Source organism: Exiguobacterium sp. s132, from assembly GCF_018617235.1.
Taxonomy (GTDB): Bacteria; Bacillota; Bacilli; order Exiguobacteriales; family Exiguobacteriaceae; genus Exiguobacterium; species Exiguobacterium profundum.
Genome location: NZ_JACSJU010000001.1, coordinates 1227973 through 1243944, shown reverse-complemented (window position 1 = coordinate 1243944; position 15972 = coordinate 1227973). Strand labels below are relative to the sequence as shown.

Genomic DNA, 15972 nt, shown 5'->3' with positions numbered 1-15972 from the left:
TGTCAATCGACCTCCTTCATAATCGCGGCCAAAAGGATTGAGCTAGAAAGGGCACCCGGATCAACGGTTCCGCGAGAGTTTTCTCCGAAATAAGAGGCTCTTCCTTTCGTGGCCACCATATCTTCTGTTTTTTGGACAAGTGCGTCTAATTTCTGTTTATAATCTTCCCCTTGTTGGACTTGCTCGAGGAACGGGTCCCACACGTCGACCATCGTTTTTTGGCCGACTTCCGATTTCCCTCGTGCTTTGATAGAATTCGAACCTTCCTGAAGTGCCTCCTTGAGTAAGCCAAAGTCCGCTTCGGTCGCATCCCCGAACTTGTTTGCCATCTTCACGAAAGCTGAACCGTATAAAGGTCCGGCCGCACCGCCGACTTTCGACATGAGGGTCATCCCGACCTTTTTACTAAGTGCTCCAAGAGAATCATAATCCTCATCTAAAATTGTAGCGACCGCATCAAAACCACGAGACATGTTGATCCCATGGTCACCGTCGCCGATGGCCCGGTCTAAATCGGTCAACGTATCCTTTTGCTCTTCGATGCCAACTTGTGCGTCGCGTAACGCCTGCTTCATCCGATCAATCGTCAACATAAACCAAACACCTCATTTATTAAATTTTGAATCCGAGTGCTGCTGAAGGAGCGTCGAGATACGTCGTCATCTCATCATCGAGAGGGAGTAACGTGATGGAGAACCCATGCATCTCGAGTGAAGTCATGTAGTTACCGACATACTTTCGTTTGAGGGTATATCCAGCAGCTTCAAGTTTTTCTGCAACGAAATGATACGTCACATACAGCTCAGATAGTGGCGTTCCACCCATTCCATTCACCATGACGGCAACTTCTCCTGGCTCGACTTCTTTTTTCAGGTGACTGAGGAGGTCGTCGACGATTTGGTCGACATCACTCGTCGGTTTCCGTTCAACACCTCGTTCCCCGTGAATCCCGATGCCAATCTCCATCTCTTCCTCGTTCAAGTCGAACCCAGGTTTACCGCTCACCGGCATATAACAAGGTTCGACTGCCATCCCCATGGAGCGAACGTGAGACGCTACTTTCTCGGCGATGGATTTGACTTCTTCGAGTGACTTCCCGCTAGCAGCGGCAGCTCCCGCGATTTTATGGACGAAGACGGTTCCGGCAACCCCTCTGCGATCTTCTTTGTTCGAAATGGCGACGTCATCTGCGACGACGACGTGGTCGACTTTGATGCCGTCTCCTTCGGCCAGTTCTGCGGCGAGCTCAAAGTTCATCACGTCGCCGGAATAGTTTTTCACAATCAAGAGAACGCCGTTTCCACCGTCAGCTGCTTTGATTCCTTCAAGCACCATGTCCGGAGTAGGAGAGGTGAACACTTCCCCACAAACTGCCGCATCGAGCATACCGTCCCCGACATATCCGGCGTGTGCTGGCTCGTGACCACTACCGCCTCCAGAGACGAGACCGACTTTTCCAGACTTCGCTCCGTCAGCCCGACAGATGACATTCACACCGTCGACTCGACCATACACTTCAGGATGGGCATGGACCATCCCTTCAACCATTTGCGATACGAGTTCACTTGCTTCACCGATTAGCTTCTTCACGCGAGATCACTCCTTTTTTAAATTGAAAACTACCAATTTCAATTTTCCACTCTTTCAAGGGAACTAAACAAAAAAACCGACGAATCATTCGTCGGTTTCGTATCATGCATATTCGAGTAATGCGCCAGTCTCAGAGTCGACTGTAAACTCATATGTTTTCTCTTCATCGTTCTCAAGAACCGAGATGCCACCTTTGTAGACGTCGTATTCACGGCCGTCGTATGTGTAGATCTCCGGTGATGCAGAAATCCATGCCCCTTGGACATGACCTTTTGCTGAGAAAGCACGTTTTGTGTACTCTAACGCGTTTTCTGCAGATAAGCTACGTTCATCTAAAGCTTTTTTCGTCATAAGTGCGGCAATGACGGCAACCCCGATTCCAATAAACCAATACCTTTTTTTCATATGACTACCTCCCCTTGAACTATGGCTATCATGTACATCGTACCAAAACCTGTACCCGAATGGAATGAAAAGCATTCGCATCCTGTCAAAACTTTTGTATATAATGAGACAAGAACGGTTAGGAAAGGATGATGAAAGATGGATCAGAAGACGAGAGATTTATTTAAGACGCTAACAGAACTTCCAGGAGCTCCTGGGTTCGAGTCTGAAGTTCGTCAATTTGTACGTGGACGAATTGAACCCCATTCAGATGAGATTGTCACGGATGGCATCGGATCAATTTTTGGGAAACGTGTCGGAGATGAGTCGGGACCGAAAGTCATGGTAGCCGGACATATGGATGAGGTCGCTTTTATGGTGACACGGATTACCGAGAACGGCATGCTTTACATACAACCACTCGGTGGCTGGTGGAGCCAAGTGCTCATGGCACAACGCTTCGACATCATCACGTCGAACGGTAAAATCCCGGGTGTCGTCGCTTCGACACCGCCTCATTTGTTAGGACCAGATGCGATGGGTAAGCCGATGGACATCAAGCAGATGTTTATCGACATCGGAGCAGATTCTAAAGAAGAAGCAGAGTCATGGGGTGTACGTCCAGGGGTCCCTGCTGTCCCATCGAGCGCATTCACCCCACTTCATCACCCGAAAAAGATTATGGCCAAAGCTTGGGACAACCGTTATGGCGTCGGTCTTGCGATTGAATTGTTGGAGGAAACGACAAAAGCCGATCACCCGAACATCTTGTTCTCGGGTGCTACCGTACAAGAAGAAGTCGGACTACGTGGAGCGCAGACGGCATCTGAATTGATTCAGCCAGATGTGGCACTCGTACTCGATGCTTCACCGGCAAATGATGCCTCAGGGAGTAAAACGGAGTTCGGTCAGCTCGGTGAGGGAGCTTTGATTCGAATTCTAGATCGCGTCATGATCATGTCTCCTGAAATGCGTGATTTCTTACTCGATACGGCTTCAGACGAAAACATTAAAACACAATATTTCGTCTCACCAGGCGGTACCGATGCGGGGCGCGTGCACATGAGCGGAGAAGGGGTGCCGACAGCCGTCATTGGCGTCGCATCTCGTTATATCCATACACATGCTTCAATTCTTCATACAGATGACTATGATGCAGCAAAAGCGTTACTCAAAGCGTTAGTCAAGCGACTTGATCGTTCGACACTTGAAACGCTACGTCCATCTCGTTAAGTCAAACATTCCGTTCACTCGAAAGATGAGTGAACGGTTTTTTTTTGTGGATATTCTTGCTATTTCATGAAAACGTCTTATACTGATAAAGGTGTTTATACATGTATATTACTTATGACAAGACACTTGTATAAGGGTAAGGAGGATATGTTATGTTCAAGAAAAAAGGAATCTCATTGAGCCCGTCGCTTTATTTTGTGACCGCGCTAAGTTATATGGCACTAGGTTTGTTTAGTACATTAATCATCGGTCTGATCATGAAAACAATCGGAGGTCAGCTCGAAGGGACGACGTTCACAGGGATGAGTGCCACATTGATTCAAATCGGGGATGTTGCCATGAGCTTGACCGGACCGGCAATCGGGATTGCCATCGCCTATGCGCTAGAGGCGCCACCGCTCATTTTGTTTTCTGCGCTCGTTGTCGGGGCATTTGGATATGAGTTCGGCCCGGCAGGAAGCTACGTTGCGACAATTCTTTCGGTCGAAGTCTCAAAACTCGTCTCTAAATCGACGAAGCTAGATATTCTAGTGACGCCGTTCACTACGATTGCCGTAGGCTATCTCACAGCAACGTATATCGGCAAGTATGTCGGCCTGTTCATGACGCAACTCGGTGGTTGGATTGAATGGGGGACGGAGCAACAGCCGTTGTTCATGGGAGTGGTCGTCGCGACATTGATGGGACTTGCGTTAACGGCACCGATTTCAAGTGCTGCCATCGCATTGATGCTCGGTTTGAATGGGATTGCCGCTGGTGCAGCGACTGTCGGTTGTGCGGCTCAGATGATCGGGTTTGCCATCACGAGTTATCGTGATAACGGAGTCGGTGGGGCGATTGCTCAAGGGATTGGCACCTCGATGCTTCAAGTCGGGAACATTGTGAAAAACCCTTGGATTCTCCTTCCGCCGACAATGGCCGGTGCTGTATTGGCACCAATCGCGATTCTGTTGTTTGAACTGGAAAGTGTCGCTGCGGGGGCGGGCATGGGAACAAGTGGGCTTGTCGGTCCAATCGTCATGCTCGAAACAATGGGCTTTACTTGGTACACCTTTCTCGTCGTCATTGGTTTCCTCATAATCGGACCAGCTCTATTGAGCTACGCGGTATACGCAGTCTTGCGAAGAACCGGTCGGATTCAACCGAATGATTTAAAAATTGATTACTAAAGAAGAGCAACGTTTCGAGGAACGTTGCTCTTTTTCATCCAATTCCGAACCACATTTTCACGGACTCAACCGTCTCACGAGGGACGCGGAAACTGATTAAGAATAACATGAGCACAATCACGTAAATGGGGATCAAGAAACGCTTTCGAACGATGGGTAAGTGACGTGCCAATTTCTTGAGATATTTTTCGAGCACATAAATGACGGCGAAACCGACAACGAGCCAAATCAAGATCTCTAGTCTCGTTTTATCAGTGTCAATAAACAAGTAGCCGTATCGCAAAATGGCAAGCATTCCAAATACACCGACCATCTGTTCAAGAGGGTGCTTCATTTCAGGGTTTAACGTTTCGCGTGTTAATTTCATTCAGCTTCACCTGTTTCAACTAGTTTCGGCTTTGATTATAACAAACAGCAGAGCAGAATGTGTGACTTGACTTATGCTATTATAAGTGAGGAAAAAACGAACAGGAGTGATAATCATGAAACGACTATCCACAATGGCAGAATATATGGAAGCAAAAGAAGCGAAAAGTGTCCTTATGTTTTCAGCGACATGGTGTGGGGATTGCCGATTCCTTGACCCATTCATGCCAGAAATCGAAAAGAAATTTGAAGCATGGACGTTCTATTACGTCGATCGTGACGAGTTCATGGAACTTGCGCAAGAACTTGATGTTTTTGGCATCCCAAGCTTTGTTGCGTTTGAAAATGGCAAAGAGGTTGATCGCTACGTCGGTCGTGAACGGAAGACGCCGGAACAGGTTGAAGCTTTCTTGAACGGATTAGGGTGAGTCTTCATGGAACGGAATGAGCTAAGACGTTATCTAGAATCGCATTTTAATGAGGAATACCGTACTTCTTACGACCGTGAGAATGAGGTGCTGCGCGTCGAACGAAAATCTGACCGTTTTGGGGTCAATATTCGCCTTGCGCCGATTGTAGCAAAGGCTAAGACACGCGGTACGGTTGCCGTCGATGAAGTCATCGAGTATATCGAATCAGCGATGAAGGCGGATGATCACATCTCCCTCACGGGAAATGAAGATGCCATCTATCCGGTCATTCGTTCGAACTCTTTCTCGAAGACGACAAAAAATGGAGAAACACTTGCATTCACCCCGCACACGGCCGAGACCGCTATTTTTTATGCGCTGGACCGCGGGAACGGGTATCGATTGATTGAAGAACGGCACCTTTCGGATGAGATGACGCTCGACCGCATCGAACGAATCGCCCGTGAGAATGTGAAAAAACTACCGACCGAGATGAAGCAAGACGAAGTGGCTGGGAATCCCTTCTACTTCTTATCAACTCGCGATGGCTACGAGGCGTCTCGTGTGTTAAATGACGAGTTTCTTCGGCTGATGGAACGACGGATTGAAGGGGATATGCTCGTCGGTGTCCCACATCAGGATGTGATGATCGTTGCGGACATTCGAAATGACCAAGGGTATGATGCGATGCAGCAATTGATGTTTGATTTCTTCACAAATGGTCGGATTCCTATAACTGCACTCGCCTTTCACTATGAGGCGGGGGAACTTGAACCGATTTTTATTGTCGGAAAAAAGACCCCGCCATCGAACACATAATCTGATAAAATAAGTGAGATGAGTTTGAAAGAAGGGACGTAGGAACGTATGCAAATGAATGTGTTTTACAACCGAGAAGGAATCGGTGATGTACTCATGGTGTTGTTGAAAGAAGGAGAAAGACATCATCAATCTGTCGAGCGGACGGGAGATGTGGCAATCGTCAAGTCAGCAGACGGGGAAGTGAACGGGTACAACCTGTTTCAAGCGAGTCAACATGTTGATGTGACAGGATGGAATGGTCCGGTTGAGTTGACAGTAGGATTAGTGGAACAGTTGCAAAGCATCTTGAATGACAACGGGATTGAAGAGGACTTTTCGTGGGTTGACGTGACACCGAAGTTTGTCGTAGGTTATGTCGAAAGCGCAGTGAAGCACCCGGACGCTGACAAATTGTCGATCTGCCAAGTTCAAATCGACCAAGGGACTGTTCAGATTGTATGTGGCGCACCTAATGTAGCAACCGGACAAAAAGTCGTTGTCGCAAAACCGGGTGCGGTGATGCCGACTGGTTTGATTATCCGTCCATCTGCACTCCGCGGTGAGAGTTCACACGGGATGATTTGTTCTGCCCGTGAATTAAACCTTCCGAACGCCCCGCAAGAAAAAGGAATTTTAGTATTAGATGACGAATATGAAGTAGGTACAGCATTTAAAATCGGTCGCTAAATTCGACCGATTTTTTGTTAAATATGGATTGAGTGAAAAAGCGAGGAATCAAGTATGGATGCATATGAACGTTCACTGAAGCAACAAGCAGAGCGAATCAAACGAGAACTGTCAAAAGAAGGACAAAAAGGTTCCCCACCACCAAAGGTTGAGGCAGCCGAGGAATTCATTCCGTCAGACGTCCCGTCACCGATTTATGGATATGCTCGCCCCAAACCAAAGATTGTCCTACCGGTCGAACACTCTCCTGAAACGAGAGATGCGTATGATTCAGCGATGGAATCTACTCATTCTGCGACGGAAGAGCTGAACCAAGAGTCATCTACTGAAACCGTCTCTGAACCTGAATGGAGTGAAGAGTCCAACGAGCTGATTTCCGGGGAAATTGAAATTGAAGACAAATCGATTCTTGGTGAAGTTTCGATTCTTGATAATGGCTTTTCATCTGTTTTTATGCAATCAACAGATTTATCTCGTTCAAAAAAGGAGACAGTCGTGGAGGCTCAACAAGATGCCACTCCTCAAACCGACCTAGATATTGATGGATTGGCGGAACAAATTGGTCCGTCGATCGAGCAGATTGCAGAAACATTACAAACACCATCTGAACAGCAAGGAATGCCTTCTGACACAGATTTGACACCAGCGGTTCAAGTCTCATTTAAAGCGGATCAACCGCCTGTGAATGTGATGATGACGCCAAAAGATCGGATGGCGATGTACCGTAGCCGACGACTTGCACAAAAAAACAATAATCTGTAATAGCACGATTCTGTGAGTTTTGCTATAATGACAAAGGTTTGTCGCATTTTGACGAGCCGCAATGAATTAGGGGGGCTATTTACAGATGAACCGTTATCACTTCGTCGGAATTAAAGGAACGGGCATGAGTCCTTTAGCTCAAATTTTATTTGATATGAACAATGAGGTCCGTGGATCGGACGTTGAAAAAGCATTTTTTACAGAAGAAGCATTGAACCGTAAAGGGATTGAAATTTTGCCATTCGATCCTGAAAATATTTCGGAAGACCAAATCGTTGTACAAGGAAACGCGTTCAGTGACGATCATCCAGAAATCGTGCGTGCACGTGAACTCGGATTGACGATTTATAAGTATTACGAGTTTTTAGGTGAACTCGCGAACCATTACACGAGCGTCGCCATCACTGGGTCGCACGGGAAAACGTCAACGACGGGATTACTTGCACACGTCATGCGTGGAATCGAACCGACATCGTTCTTAATCGGCGATGGAACGGGAGAGGGAGTGGCGGATTCGAAGAACTTTGTCTTCGAAGCTTGTGAGTACAAACGACATTTCTTATACTACCGTCCAGACTACGCGATTATGACGAACATCGACTTTGACCATTCGGACTATTTCTCTGGTCTTGATGATGTCATTGACGCATTCCAAGAAATGGCGAAACAAGTGAAGAAAGGAATCATTGCTTGTGGCGATGATGAAAATCTTCAACACATCCAAGCAAACGTGCCGCTCGTCTATTACGGTTTCGGGACGCACAATGATTTCCGTGCTGAACAGGTCACATCGACAGAAAATGGAACGACATTTGATGTCTTTTTACGTGATGACTTCTACGGGACATTCCGGATTCCTGGATATGGAGACCACAGCGTGTTGAATGCGCTTGCCGTCATTGCGACATGTGACTACGAGAACTTGCCGAAAGAATTGGTAAAAGAACGTCTTGAAACGTTCAACGGTGTAAAACGCCGATTCAGTGAATCGATGTTAAACGATCAAGTGCTTGTCGATGACTATGCGCATCATCCGCGTGAGATTAGTGCAACGGTAGAAGCAGCTCGGAAAAAGTATGGCAATCGAGAAGTCGTTGCAATCTTCCAACCACATACGTATACACGCTTGAAATCATTCATGGACGACTTTGCGACGGCATTGGCCGAAGCAGACACTGTCTATTTATGTGATATTTTCGGTTCAGCACGTGAGCAAGAAGGGACGGTCACCATCGAAGACCTTCAATCACGAATCGAAGGAGCACATATCTTAAAACGTGGTGGTACAAGCGTGTTACGCAACCATGCCGATGCCGTGCTCTTATTCATGGGTGCCGGTGATATTCAAACGTATCAGCGCGAATATGAAGAAGTTGTAAAACTTGAAGCGTAAGTGTGAAAGGGAGACGAAAGTCTCTCTTTTTTATGTTTAGCCATCCAAAATCTCGGTAATAGTAGTATCGATGAATATGACAAAGGAGATGTTAGGAATGGCTAGTCAAGTTGCACTCAACACCTTAAACAAAGAAGTAGCGAACTATGGATTGCTGTTTGTAAAACTTCATAATTATCACTGGTATATTAGTGGACCGCATTTCTTCACGTATCATGAAAAACTAGAAGAACTCTATAATTTAGTGGCAGAACTCTACGATGATGTGGCAGAACGACTCCTTATGAATGACGGCGAACCATTTGCGACGATGAAAGAGTATCTCGAACATTCAACGTTAAAAGAAGGCGATCGTCATGCCGAGACAGATCAGATGATCAAAGATATCATCAGTGACTTCAAACAAATCCGTCAAGAGATGCAAGATGCGATGGAGAAATTTGAGGACGGCGATGAGGCGATTGAAGATACATTCGTTTCTCATATCGAGCGACTCGAAAAAGAAATTTGGATGATGTCTGCCGCCCTCGGGAAGAAAACAAAATTATAAATATAAAGAATGGTGCACCTGAAAAAGGCGCACCATTCTTTATATTATTTCAAGTTTTCTGGATTGAGCGGAAGCAACGCATCGATGACGAAACGTCCATCTTTTCGGATGAGCAAATCGTCGAACCAGATTTCGCCGCCACCGTAATCCGGGCGCTGGATGTTGACGAGATCCCAGTGGACAGATGAGTTGTTGCCGTTATAAGCCTCATCATACGCTTGACCAGGTGTGAAATGGAAGCTTCCATCAATTTTCTCATCGAAGAGAATATCCTTCATTGGATGTTGGATGTATGGGTTCACACCGATGGCGAACTCACCGACATAACGCGCACCTTCATCCGTGTTGAACACCTCATTGATCCGTTCTGTATCGTTCGCTGTCGCATCTACAATCTTCCCGTCTTTAAACGTCAACTTCACATTCTCGAACGTGAAGCCTTGATATGGAGATGGCGTATTGTATGTGATGACACCATTGACCGAGTCTTTGACCGGTGCTGTGAACACTTCACCGTCCGGAATGTTCATCTGACCCGAACACTTGATGGCTGGGATATCTAAAATCGAGAATGAAAGATCGGTACCTGGTCCTTTCAATGTCACGCGATCTGTCTTATTCATTAACTCGACTAGCGCATCCATCGCACGGTCCATTTTTCCGTAATCGAGTGTACAGACATTGAAATAGAAGTCTTCGAACGCTTCTGTCGATTTTCCAGCGAGTTGCGCCATCGATGGGGATGGATAGCGGAGAACGACCCATTTCGTTCCTTTAACACGGTCTTCGGTATGCATTTTCCCAAGTGTGGCACCGACAAGTTTTTGCTGTTCGCTTGGAACGTCTGACAACTCGTTAATGTTATCACCAGCACGTAAGCCGATGTAGGCATCCATTGCTTGCATCTGTTTACGTTCGATGTCAGCCATCAGTTCGAGTTGTTCACGGCTTGCGCCTGTATACAACTTACGTAAGATACGGCTCTCTTTTAAGAGAACGAAAGGATGTCCCCCTGCTTCGTATGCCTTTTCGACGAGTGCTTCAACGAGCGACTCTTCGACGCCGAAGTTCTCAATTAATACCTTTTCCCCCGGTTGTAGCTTGACGGAATAATTGATTAAACCGTCAGCTAATTGTGTAATTCTTGGATCTCTCACACGATCACCCCTAATTTTTTTTATGAATTTCTATTTTAGTGTAATCGAAAACACAAAAACGGGTAAAGGAATAATCAGACCGAATGGCGAAAACGGTTGTAGCAAATCTTTTCAGTCATAATGGTGCTATAATGAAACAAGAAACGATTGAATAGGAGGAATGGATTGAATGGAGATCACATTAGGAGGCATCGCTGGGCTAATTGCGGCGCTCGCGTTTGTCGTACTCGTCATCTTCTTGGCGCGTGTCTTGTCGAATGTAAATCGTACACTCGGAAGCGTCGCCAATACGACCGAAAATTTAGAACGCCAGCTCGATGGAATCACGATGGAAGTGACGGCGCTCTTACATAAGACGAACCGTCTCGTAGACAACGTCGAAGAAAAAACAGAATTGCTCGCACCTGTCGCTCATGCGCTTGATGAGCTAGGGACATCATTGAACGAGGTAACCGAGTCTGTTCGTACCGTCTCGACTTCTGTCCATTCGGCAGCGGACGAAAACAAAGAACAGATTGCGCAAGCCGTCCGATGGGGATCGGTTGCGGTCGAATTGTTCAAGAAGAACAAACCTGAATCTTCTACTACAAAAGAACGTCCACGTCGTCGCACACGACGCGAGAAGAAAGCAGAAACACCTGTATCACCTGATTTGATTCAAACGGATGATACGATCAAATAAGTTAATCTCGGGGAGGAACTCACACATGACAGACCAAAAGCAATCAACAGAACAGAATCAATCAAGTAGCGGATTTTTGACGGGTGTCATTCTCGGAGGGATTGTTGGAGCGGCAGTCGCGTTATTGACGTCTCCGAAAAACGGACGTGAAGTCCGGACGTACCTTGATGAGAAGACGTCAACATCGCGAGAGCGCCTGACTGTCAAATCGAAAGAGATGCGTGAGAAAGCAGAACCGGTCGTCGGGGAATGGATTAAAGTGGCGAGCGATAAGGCGGCACCTGTCCTCAATATCGTAAAAGATAAGGCACGCGAAGCTGCAGAATTGAAGCAACAAATCGATGAAGATGAGCTTTCGATTGAAGAGGCGATGGAAAAAGCAGATCAACTCGTTGCGGAAGCAGAATCGGAAGTGAAGGAACAGATGGACCGCGCGGCTGAAGAAGAAAAGCCATCGAACGCATCGGATTCAGAGTCTGACGATTCGCTCGAAGCACCTGTCAATGAGTTGCTCGACGAGGAATCGAAAGAAGAACTAGAAGATTTAAAGAAAGACTTAAAAAAAAATGAGTAATTCGTAAGGACCGAATGGATTCGGTCCTTTTTTGGTGATTTTGTGACGTAGAAGGTTTCCTTATGACAAAGCGCACAAAGTTCGATATAATTAGGAATCTGGAAAGAACGGCTTAGGAATGAGAGGGAAACTATGAGTCCACAAGATCAATTGAATCGATTACGTCGAGAAATGGATGAATTGAACCATGAAATGCTCGACTTGCTTAGTCGGCGCGGTACACTTGCCGTCGAAATTGGAAAAATTAAACGTCTTCAAGGTGTCGAACGTTATGATCCGGTCCGAGAGCGAGAGATGCTTGATTTTATTGCCGCATCAAACCAAGGGCCGTTTGAAACGTCACGTCTTCAACATATCTTTAAAGAAGTCTTTAAAGCGTCTGCTGAATTACAAGGAGAAGATCGAGATAAAACGCTTCTCGTTTCGCGTAAACGTCAACCGGAAGACACGTTGGTCCATATGAAAGATGTGACGATCGGAAACGGCCGTCCACAATTGATTGCAGGACCATGTGCCGTAGAGTCTTTCGAACAAGTGAATGCGGTCGCAGAAAAGCTTGCATTGTCTGGTGTTAAAATCATGCGAGGCGGTGCTTATAAACCGCGTACGTCACCTTACGATTTTCAAGGCTTAGGTTTTGAGGGATTGAAACTGTTAAAGACGGCAGCTGACCGACATGACCTACGAGTCATCACAGAAATCATGACTCCTGGCGCAGTGGAATCGGCGTTACCGTATGTTGACATCATTCAAGTCGGAGCTCGCAACATGCAGAACTTCGATTTGTTAAAAGAAGTTGGGAAGACAGACAAACCGGTCTTGTTGAAGCGCGGATTATCCGCTACAATCGAAGAGTTCATTTATGCGGCAGAGTACATTATGGCGAGCGGGAACAGCCAAGTCATCTTGTGCGAGCGGGGAATTCGAACGTATGAACGTGCGACACGCAATACGTTGGACATTACCGCTGTGCCGATTTTGAAGCAAGAGACGCATCTGCCGGTTATGGTAGACGTCACGCATTCGACCGGTCGTCGTGATTTATTGTTGCCAGCTGCAAAAGCGGCCCTTGCAATCGGAGCTGACGGTGTGATGGTAGAAGTGCACCCGAATCCGGCGATCGCCCTCTCGGACGCGCAACAACAATTGGACTTCGATCAATTCGATCAATTTGTGGAAGGACTCACGGTCCAGTTTCCCCAACTTGATTTGGTGAAAAAGTAAGCTTTCCAAATGGAAACGTTTTATATCGCATGAAGACAGGGTAAATGGATGACAGATACCTGTCTTCCTTTTTTAAGACGTTTTATGAAAACTTTTTGAAAATCAGGACTTGTAGGAGGAGTAGTTTATGAATAGTAACAACGTAACAATCTATGATGTGGCACGAGAAGCCGGGGTGTCGATGGCGACCGTCTCTCGTGTCGTCAACGGAAACCCGAACGTCAAACCGACAACACGCAAGAAAGTACAGGATGCGATTGACCGTCTTGGTTATCGTCCGAACGCCGTCGCACGTGGACTAGCAAGCAAGAAAACGACAACGGTCGGTGTCATCGTACCGGATATCTCGAACATCTTCTTTGCCGACTTGGCGCGAGGTATCGAAGACGTGGCGACGATGTATAAATACAACATCATCCTTGGTAACTCAGATTCGAGTCGTGACAAGGAAGTCCATTTACTCAATACGCTATTAGGTAAACAAGTGGACGGTATCATCTTCATGGGTGGACGTTTGCATGAAGATCTCGTGGAAGAGTTCAAAAAATCACCAGTTCCAATTGTTCTCGCAGCGACATTGAACCAAGGATATGATCTCCCGGCTGTCAATATCGATTATGAGCAAGCGGCGTATGACGCGACTCAGATGTTGATCAACCACGGACATGACCGTGTTGGATTCATCACTGGACCACTCGAGCAACAAATCAATGGCGAGAAGAAATTTGCCGGTTATCGCCGTGCTCTTGAAGATGCAGGTCTTCCTTTCCATGAGAACGATATGATTCTCGGAAATTATACGTATGCGTCTGGTCTCGAGGCGATGCAAAAAATGTTGCAACGTGACGATTGTCCGAAAGCCATCTTCGCAGGGACGGATGAAATGGCACTTGGGGTCATCCATGCGATTCAAGATGCAGGTTACTCTGTTCCAAACGATTTCGAAGTCGTCGGTCACGATAACACGCGCCTCGCGACGATGATTCGTCCGAAGTTGACGACGGTCGTTCAACCGATGTACGATATCGGAGCCGTCGCGATGCGTCTCTTGACTAAGATTTTGAACGCGGAAGAAATCGAAGAGAAAAACGTCGTGCTTCCTCACCGAATCGAACGCCGTGACTCGCTTCGTCAGGACTAAAAGAAAAGCTGCCCGTTCATCCATTTTTGAGATGAACGGGCAGCTTTATTTATAAATAAATCGATTTTCGATCATTCGAGATGAACGGCCAAAAGGCACGCTTCGTGACTTCCCAATTCTTTTCTTCAATTTGTTGACGCCGCGGGATATGATCAAACGCGTAAAGAGAGTCGTCCCACCGAGTGGGTAACGGTTGACCAGCGACATCGGACCATTGCTCAATCCACTCGGTCGGGATATCTCCGGCATAGGGTGTCTCTCTCGTCAGACCGGCCCACACTTGTGCCCAGGCGCGAGGAACGGCTCGATACCAGTCATAGCCGCCGCCACCAAGTGCGACGAGACGACCATCGGTATACTCGTCTGCCATACGTGAAGCGATTTGGGGAATCTGTTCGAACGTCCGTATCGTTGATGCGAGATGGGTGAGTGGATCAAAGACATGGGCATCCGCACCATTCTGAGTCAGGATGATATCAGGTTTGAACCATTCGCACGCTTCACGTAAAACGGTCTCATAGCACGTCAAAAATGAGTCGTCTTGGGTGAACGCATCGACTGGTACGTTCCAACTATAGCCGTATCCTTTCCCATTCCCTCGCTCTGTCACCATTCCGGTACCCGGGAAGAGATAGCGACCTGTCTCGTGTATGGATAAAGTCATCACATCATCATCGTCATAGAAGAGCCATTGGACCCCGTCCCCATGATGCGCATCCGTATCTACATAGAGAACGCGAGACCCGTATTGTTTTCTCACATGTGCGATGGCGACGGCCGCATCGTTATAGACGCAAAATCCTGATGCTTTGCGCCGCATTCCATGATGTAGACCGCCCCCAACATGGAAGGCTCGCTCTGCTTTGCCGCTCGCAACTAGATCGAGCGCATGAATCGTCCCACCGACAAGCCGTGCGGCTCCCTCGTGTATCGTCGGAAAGATGGGAGTGTCTTCCGTACCGAGACCAAACTTATTCGCTTTCAGCGTAGAAAGTTCTCCTGCCGCCGCAGCTTGGACGGCTTCGATGTAGTCAAAGTCATGAACGAGCGCTAACGCTTCAACCGAAGCGAGTGGAGGAGACACACATTCCGATTTGGAGAGTTTTCCGGCTGCAATCAGAAGGGATGTCGTCAATTCCAGTCGTAACGGATTGAACGGGTGATCCTCATGAAAGCGATAAGACGTCTCGTCTTCGCCAAATATGTAAATCGGTCTCATCGTGACATCTCCGGACCGAGGACATCATACCCTTCACGTTTCAACCGTTCGATGATTCGGAGCGGGTTCATCGTCTGGACGCGGAAAGAGATGATACGTTTATACGGATCGCTCGTCGGATGAACGAAGACGTTGATGATATTGACGTTTGTTTTGGCGAGGAGTCGGGTCACTTTTTCGAGTGTGCCGGTCGTATTTTCGACGAGAATTTCAATTTGCGAACTCGGTTCGAGTGCGCCTGTCAATTGCACGAAGTAACGTAATAAATCGGTCTCTGTCAATACACCGACGAGTTTCCCTTGTTCGACGATAGGGAGACAGGTTAGCCGGTTTTCGTAAAATAACGCAGCTGCATCTTCAAAGAAATCGAATGGATGAGCTGTCGGTACCTCGGATCGCATGATGCTCGATACAGGGTTTTGAAAGTCTGCGTTTTCACTTTCGGGATGAAAGACGCTCGTCGCACCACTCATCTCGAATTGGCCGACAATCCCGACGACTTGTCGAGCGGGATTTGTCACAATCAAATGTCGGACACGATGTTCACGCATTAATTTTGCGGCATGGGCAATCGTATTGGTCGGTTGAATCGTCACGACATGTCGATTCATCATCTGTTCGATTAACATG

At 47.1% G+C, this 15972-nt stretch carries 19 protein-coding genes; 12 read left to right on the top strand and 7 right to left on the bottom strand.

Translation table 11 applies throughout. The features are described from left to right. Positions 1–2 precede the first annotated feature (2 nt). From dhaL to KNO78_RS06360, 3 genes are all read right to left on the bottom strand, one after another. Positions 3–593: a dihydroxyacetone kinase subunit DhaL gene (gene dhaL, locus KNO78_RS06370; RefSeq protein ID WP_214690716.1), complete on the bottom strand. Its 591-nt coding sequence runs from the start codon at positions 591–593 to the stop codon at positions 3–5. Positions 594–612: 19 nt separating this feature from the next. Continuing rightward, entirely contained in the window at positions 613–1590 is a 978-nt protein-coding gene (gene dhaK / locus KNO78_RS06365) for a dihydroxyacetone kinase subunit DhaK (RefSeq protein WP_074036462.1), read from the bottom strand. 102 nt (positions 1591–1692) lie between these two features. Beyond that, positions 1693–1995 (bottom strand): PepSY domain-containing protein, encoded by a 303-nt coding sequence (locus tag KNO78_RS06360; protein WP_012726763.1) that lies wholly within the window; start codon positions 1993–1995, stop codon positions 1693–1695. Positions 1996–2133: 138 nt separating this feature from the next. On the opposite strand from KNO78_RS06360, the gene KNO78_RS06355 reads away from it, so the two are divergent. Both KNO78_RS06355 and KNO78_RS06350 read left to right on the top strand, forming a co-directional pair. After that, positions 2134–3207: a M42 family metallopeptidase gene (locus tag KNO78_RS06355; protein WP_214690717.1), complete on the top strand. Its 1074-nt coding sequence runs from the start codon at positions 2134–2136 to the stop codon at positions 3205–3207. Positions 3208–3359: 152 nt separating this feature from the next. Next, the gene (locus KNO78_RS06350) at positions 3360–4376 is read left to right on the top strand and encodes a PTS sugar transporter subunit IIC (protein WP_214690718.1); all 1017 of its coding nucleotides are present in this window, start codon (positions 3360–3362) and stop codon (positions 4374–4376) included. A 34-nt stretch (positions 4377–4410) separates the two neighbouring features. Here the strand turns inward: KNO78_RS06350 and KNO78_RS06345 are convergent, their stop codons facing one another. Then, positions 4411–4743, bottom strand: a complete 333-nt coding sequence (locus KNO78_RS06345; protein ID WP_012726760.1) for a hypothetical protein — start codon at positions 4741–4743, stop codon at positions 4411–4413. A 115-nt stretch (positions 4744–4858) separates the two neighbouring features. Here KNO78_RS06345 and KNO78_RS06340 point away from each other — a divergent pair, with 115 nt between their 5' ends. The 6 genes from KNO78_RS06340 (at position 4859) to KNO78_RS06315 (ending at position 9345) form a co-directional block, all read left to right on the top strand. Continuing rightward, entirely contained in the window at positions 4859–5170 is a 312-nt protein-coding gene (locus tag KNO78_RS06340) for a thioredoxin family protein (RefSeq protein ID WP_159562553.1), read from the top strand. Positions 5171–5176: 6 nt separating this feature from the next. Continuing rightward, on the top strand, positions 5177–5971 hold the full coding sequence (locus tag KNO78_RS06335) for a DUF1444 domain-containing protein (RefSeq protein WP_214690719.1): 795 nt from the start codon (positions 5177–5179) through the stop codon (positions 5969–5971). A gap of 54 nt (positions 5972–6025) precedes the next feature. Then, positions 6026–6640, top strand: coding sequence for a YtpR family tRNA-binding protein (gene ytpR, locus KNO78_RS06330; protein ID WP_159562551.1), 615 nt, complete (start codon positions 6026–6028; stop codon positions 6638–6640). A gap of 54 nt (positions 6641–6694) precedes the next feature. Next, positions 6695–7402, top strand: coding sequence for a hypothetical protein (locus KNO78_RS06325; RefSeq protein WP_214690720.1), 708 nt, complete (start codon positions 6695–6697; stop codon positions 7400–7402). An 85-nt stretch (positions 7403–7487) separates the two neighbouring features. After that, positions 7488–8795, top strand: a complete 1308-nt coding sequence (murC, locus tag KNO78_RS06320) for a UDP-N-acetylmuramate--L-alanine ligase (RefSeq protein WP_159562549.1) — start codon at positions 7488–7490, stop codon at positions 8793–8795. A 97-nt stretch (positions 8796–8892) separates the two neighbouring features. After that, positions 8893–9345 carry a Dps family protein gene (locus tag KNO78_RS06315; protein WP_012726754.1) on the top strand — a complete coding sequence of 151 codons (453 nt, stop codon included), beginning with the start codon at positions 8893–8895 and terminating at the stop codon, positions 9343–9345. A 44-nt stretch (positions 9346–9389) separates the two neighbouring features. On the opposite strand, the gene KNO78_RS06310 is transcribed toward KNO78_RS06315, so the two are convergent. Then, positions 9390–10502 (bottom strand): aminopeptidase, encoded by a 1113-nt coding sequence (locus KNO78_RS06310; RefSeq protein WP_159562548.1) that lies wholly within the window; start codon positions 10500–10502, stop codon positions 9390–9392. A gap of 169 nt (positions 10503–10671) precedes the next feature. Between KNO78_RS06310 and KNO78_RS06305 the strand changes: the two genes are divergently transcribed. The 4 genes from KNO78_RS06305 to ccpA all read left to right on the top strand — a co-directional run bounded on the left by KNO78_RS06305 (position 10672) and on the right by ccpA (position 14123). Beyond that, on the top strand, positions 10672–11184 hold the full coding sequence (locus KNO78_RS06305; RefSeq protein ID WP_074036477.1) for a DUF948 domain-containing protein: 513 nt from the start codon (positions 10672–10674) through the stop codon (positions 11182–11184). Positions 11185–11209: 25 nt separating this feature from the next. After that, positions 11210–11758, top strand: a complete 549-nt coding sequence (locus KNO78_RS06300) for a YtxH domain-containing protein (protein WP_159562547.1) — start codon at positions 11210–11212, stop codon at positions 11756–11758. A gap of 132 nt (positions 11759–11890) precedes the next feature. Beyond that, positions 11891–12982, top strand: coding sequence for a bifunctional 3-deoxy-7-phosphoheptulonate synthase/chorismate mutase (locus KNO78_RS06295; protein WP_074036479.1), 1092 nt, complete (start codon positions 11891–11893; stop codon positions 12980–12982). A gap of 127 nt (positions 12983–13109) precedes the next feature. Beyond that, the gene (gene ccpA, locus KNO78_RS06290) at positions 13110–14123 is read left to right on the top strand and encodes a catabolite control protein A (protein ID WP_074036481.1); all 1014 of its coding nucleotides are present in this window, start codon (positions 13110–13112) and stop codon (positions 14121–14123) included. Between the two features lie 49 nt (positions 14124–14172). Here ccpA and KNO78_RS06285 read toward each other — a convergent pair whose 3' ends face one another. Together KNO78_RS06285 and KNO78_RS06280 are read right to left on the bottom strand one after the other, a co-directional pair. After that, the gene (locus KNO78_RS06285; RefSeq protein WP_074036482.1) at positions 14173–15342 is read right to left on the bottom strand and encodes an acetoin utilization protein AcuC; all 1170 of its coding nucleotides are present in this window, start codon (positions 15340–15342) and stop codon (positions 14173–14175) included. Further along, a complete protein-coding gene (locus KNO78_RS06280; protein ID WP_012726747.1) occupies positions 15339–15971 on the bottom strand; it encodes an acetoin utilization AcuB family protein in 633 nt (210 codons plus the stop codon). The genes KNO78_RS06285 and KNO78_RS06280 overlap by 4 nt, the downstream gene beginning before the upstream one ends. Between the last annotated feature and the right edge of the window lies 1 nt (position 15972).

What these genes read in the sequence shown, in the direction of transcription:
- KNO78_RS06280 (WP_012726747.1), bottom strand. Translation starts at nt 15,971, where the DNA reads ATGTTAATCGAACAGATGATGAATCGACATGTCGTGACGATTCAACCG.
- KNO78_RS06315 (WP_012726754.1), top strand. Translation starts at nt 8,893, where the DNA reads ATGGCTAGTCAAGTTGCACTCAACACCTTAAACAAAGAAGTAGCGAAC.
- KNO78_RS06350 (WP_214690718.1), top strand. Translation starts at nt 3,360, where the DNA reads ATGTTCAAGAAAAAAGGAATCTCATTGAGCCCGTCGCTTTATTTTGTG.
- KNO78_RS06305 (WP_074036477.1), top strand. Translation starts at nt 10,672, where the DNA reads ATGGAGATCACATTAGGAGGCATCGCTGGGCTAATTGCGGCGCTCGCG.
- KNO78_RS06295 (WP_074036479.1), top strand. Translation starts at nt 11,891, where the DNA reads ATGAGTCCACAAGATCAATTGAATCGATTACGTCGAGAAATGGATGAA.
- KNO78_RS06325 (WP_214690720.1), top strand. Translation starts at nt 6,695, where the DNA reads ATGGATGCATATGAACGTTCACTGAAGCAACAAGCAGAGCGAATCAAA.
- dhaL (WP_214690716.1), bottom strand. Translation starts at nt 593, where the DNA reads ATGTTGACGATTGATCGGATGAAGCAGGCGTTACGCGACGCACAAGTT.
- KNO78_RS06345 (WP_012726760.1), bottom strand. Translation starts at nt 4,743, where the DNA reads ATGAAATTAACACGCGAAACGTTAAACCCTGAAATGAAGCACCCTCTT.
- KNO78_RS06285 (WP_074036482.1), bottom strand. Translation starts at nt 15,342, where the DNA reads ATGAGACCGATTTACATATTTGGCGAAGACGAGACGTCTTATCGCTTT.
- murC (WP_159562549.1), top strand. Translation starts at nt 7,488, where the DNA reads ATGAACCGTTATCACTTCGTCGGAATTAAAGGAACGGGCATGAGTCCT.
- KNO78_RS06355 (WP_214690717.1), top strand. Translation starts at nt 2,134, where the DNA reads ATGGATCAGAAGACGAGAGATTTATTTAAGACGCTAACAGAACTTCCA.
- ccpA (WP_074036481.1), top strand. Translation starts at nt 13,110, where the DNA reads ATGAATAGTAACAACGTAACAATCTATGATGTGGCACGAGAAGCCGGG.
- ytpR (WP_159562551.1), top strand. Translation starts at nt 6,026, where the DNA reads ATGAATGTGTTTTACAACCGAGAAGGAATCGGTGATGTACTCATGGTG.
- KNO78_RS06340 (WP_159562553.1), top strand. Translation starts at nt 4,859, where the DNA reads ATGAAACGACTATCCACAATGGCAGAATATATGGAAGCAAAAGAAGCG.
- KNO78_RS06300 (WP_159562547.1), top strand. Translation starts at nt 11,210, where the DNA reads ATGACAGACCAAAAGCAATCAACAGAACAGAATCAATCAAGTAGCGGA.
- KNO78_RS06335 (WP_214690719.1), top strand. Translation starts at nt 5,177, where the DNA reads ATGGAACGGAATGAGCTAAGACGTTATCTAGAATCGCATTTTAATGAG.
- KNO78_RS06360 (WP_012726763.1), bottom strand. Translation starts at nt 1,995, where the DNA reads ATGAAAAAAAGGTATTGGTTTATTGGAATCGGGGTTGCCGTCATTGCC.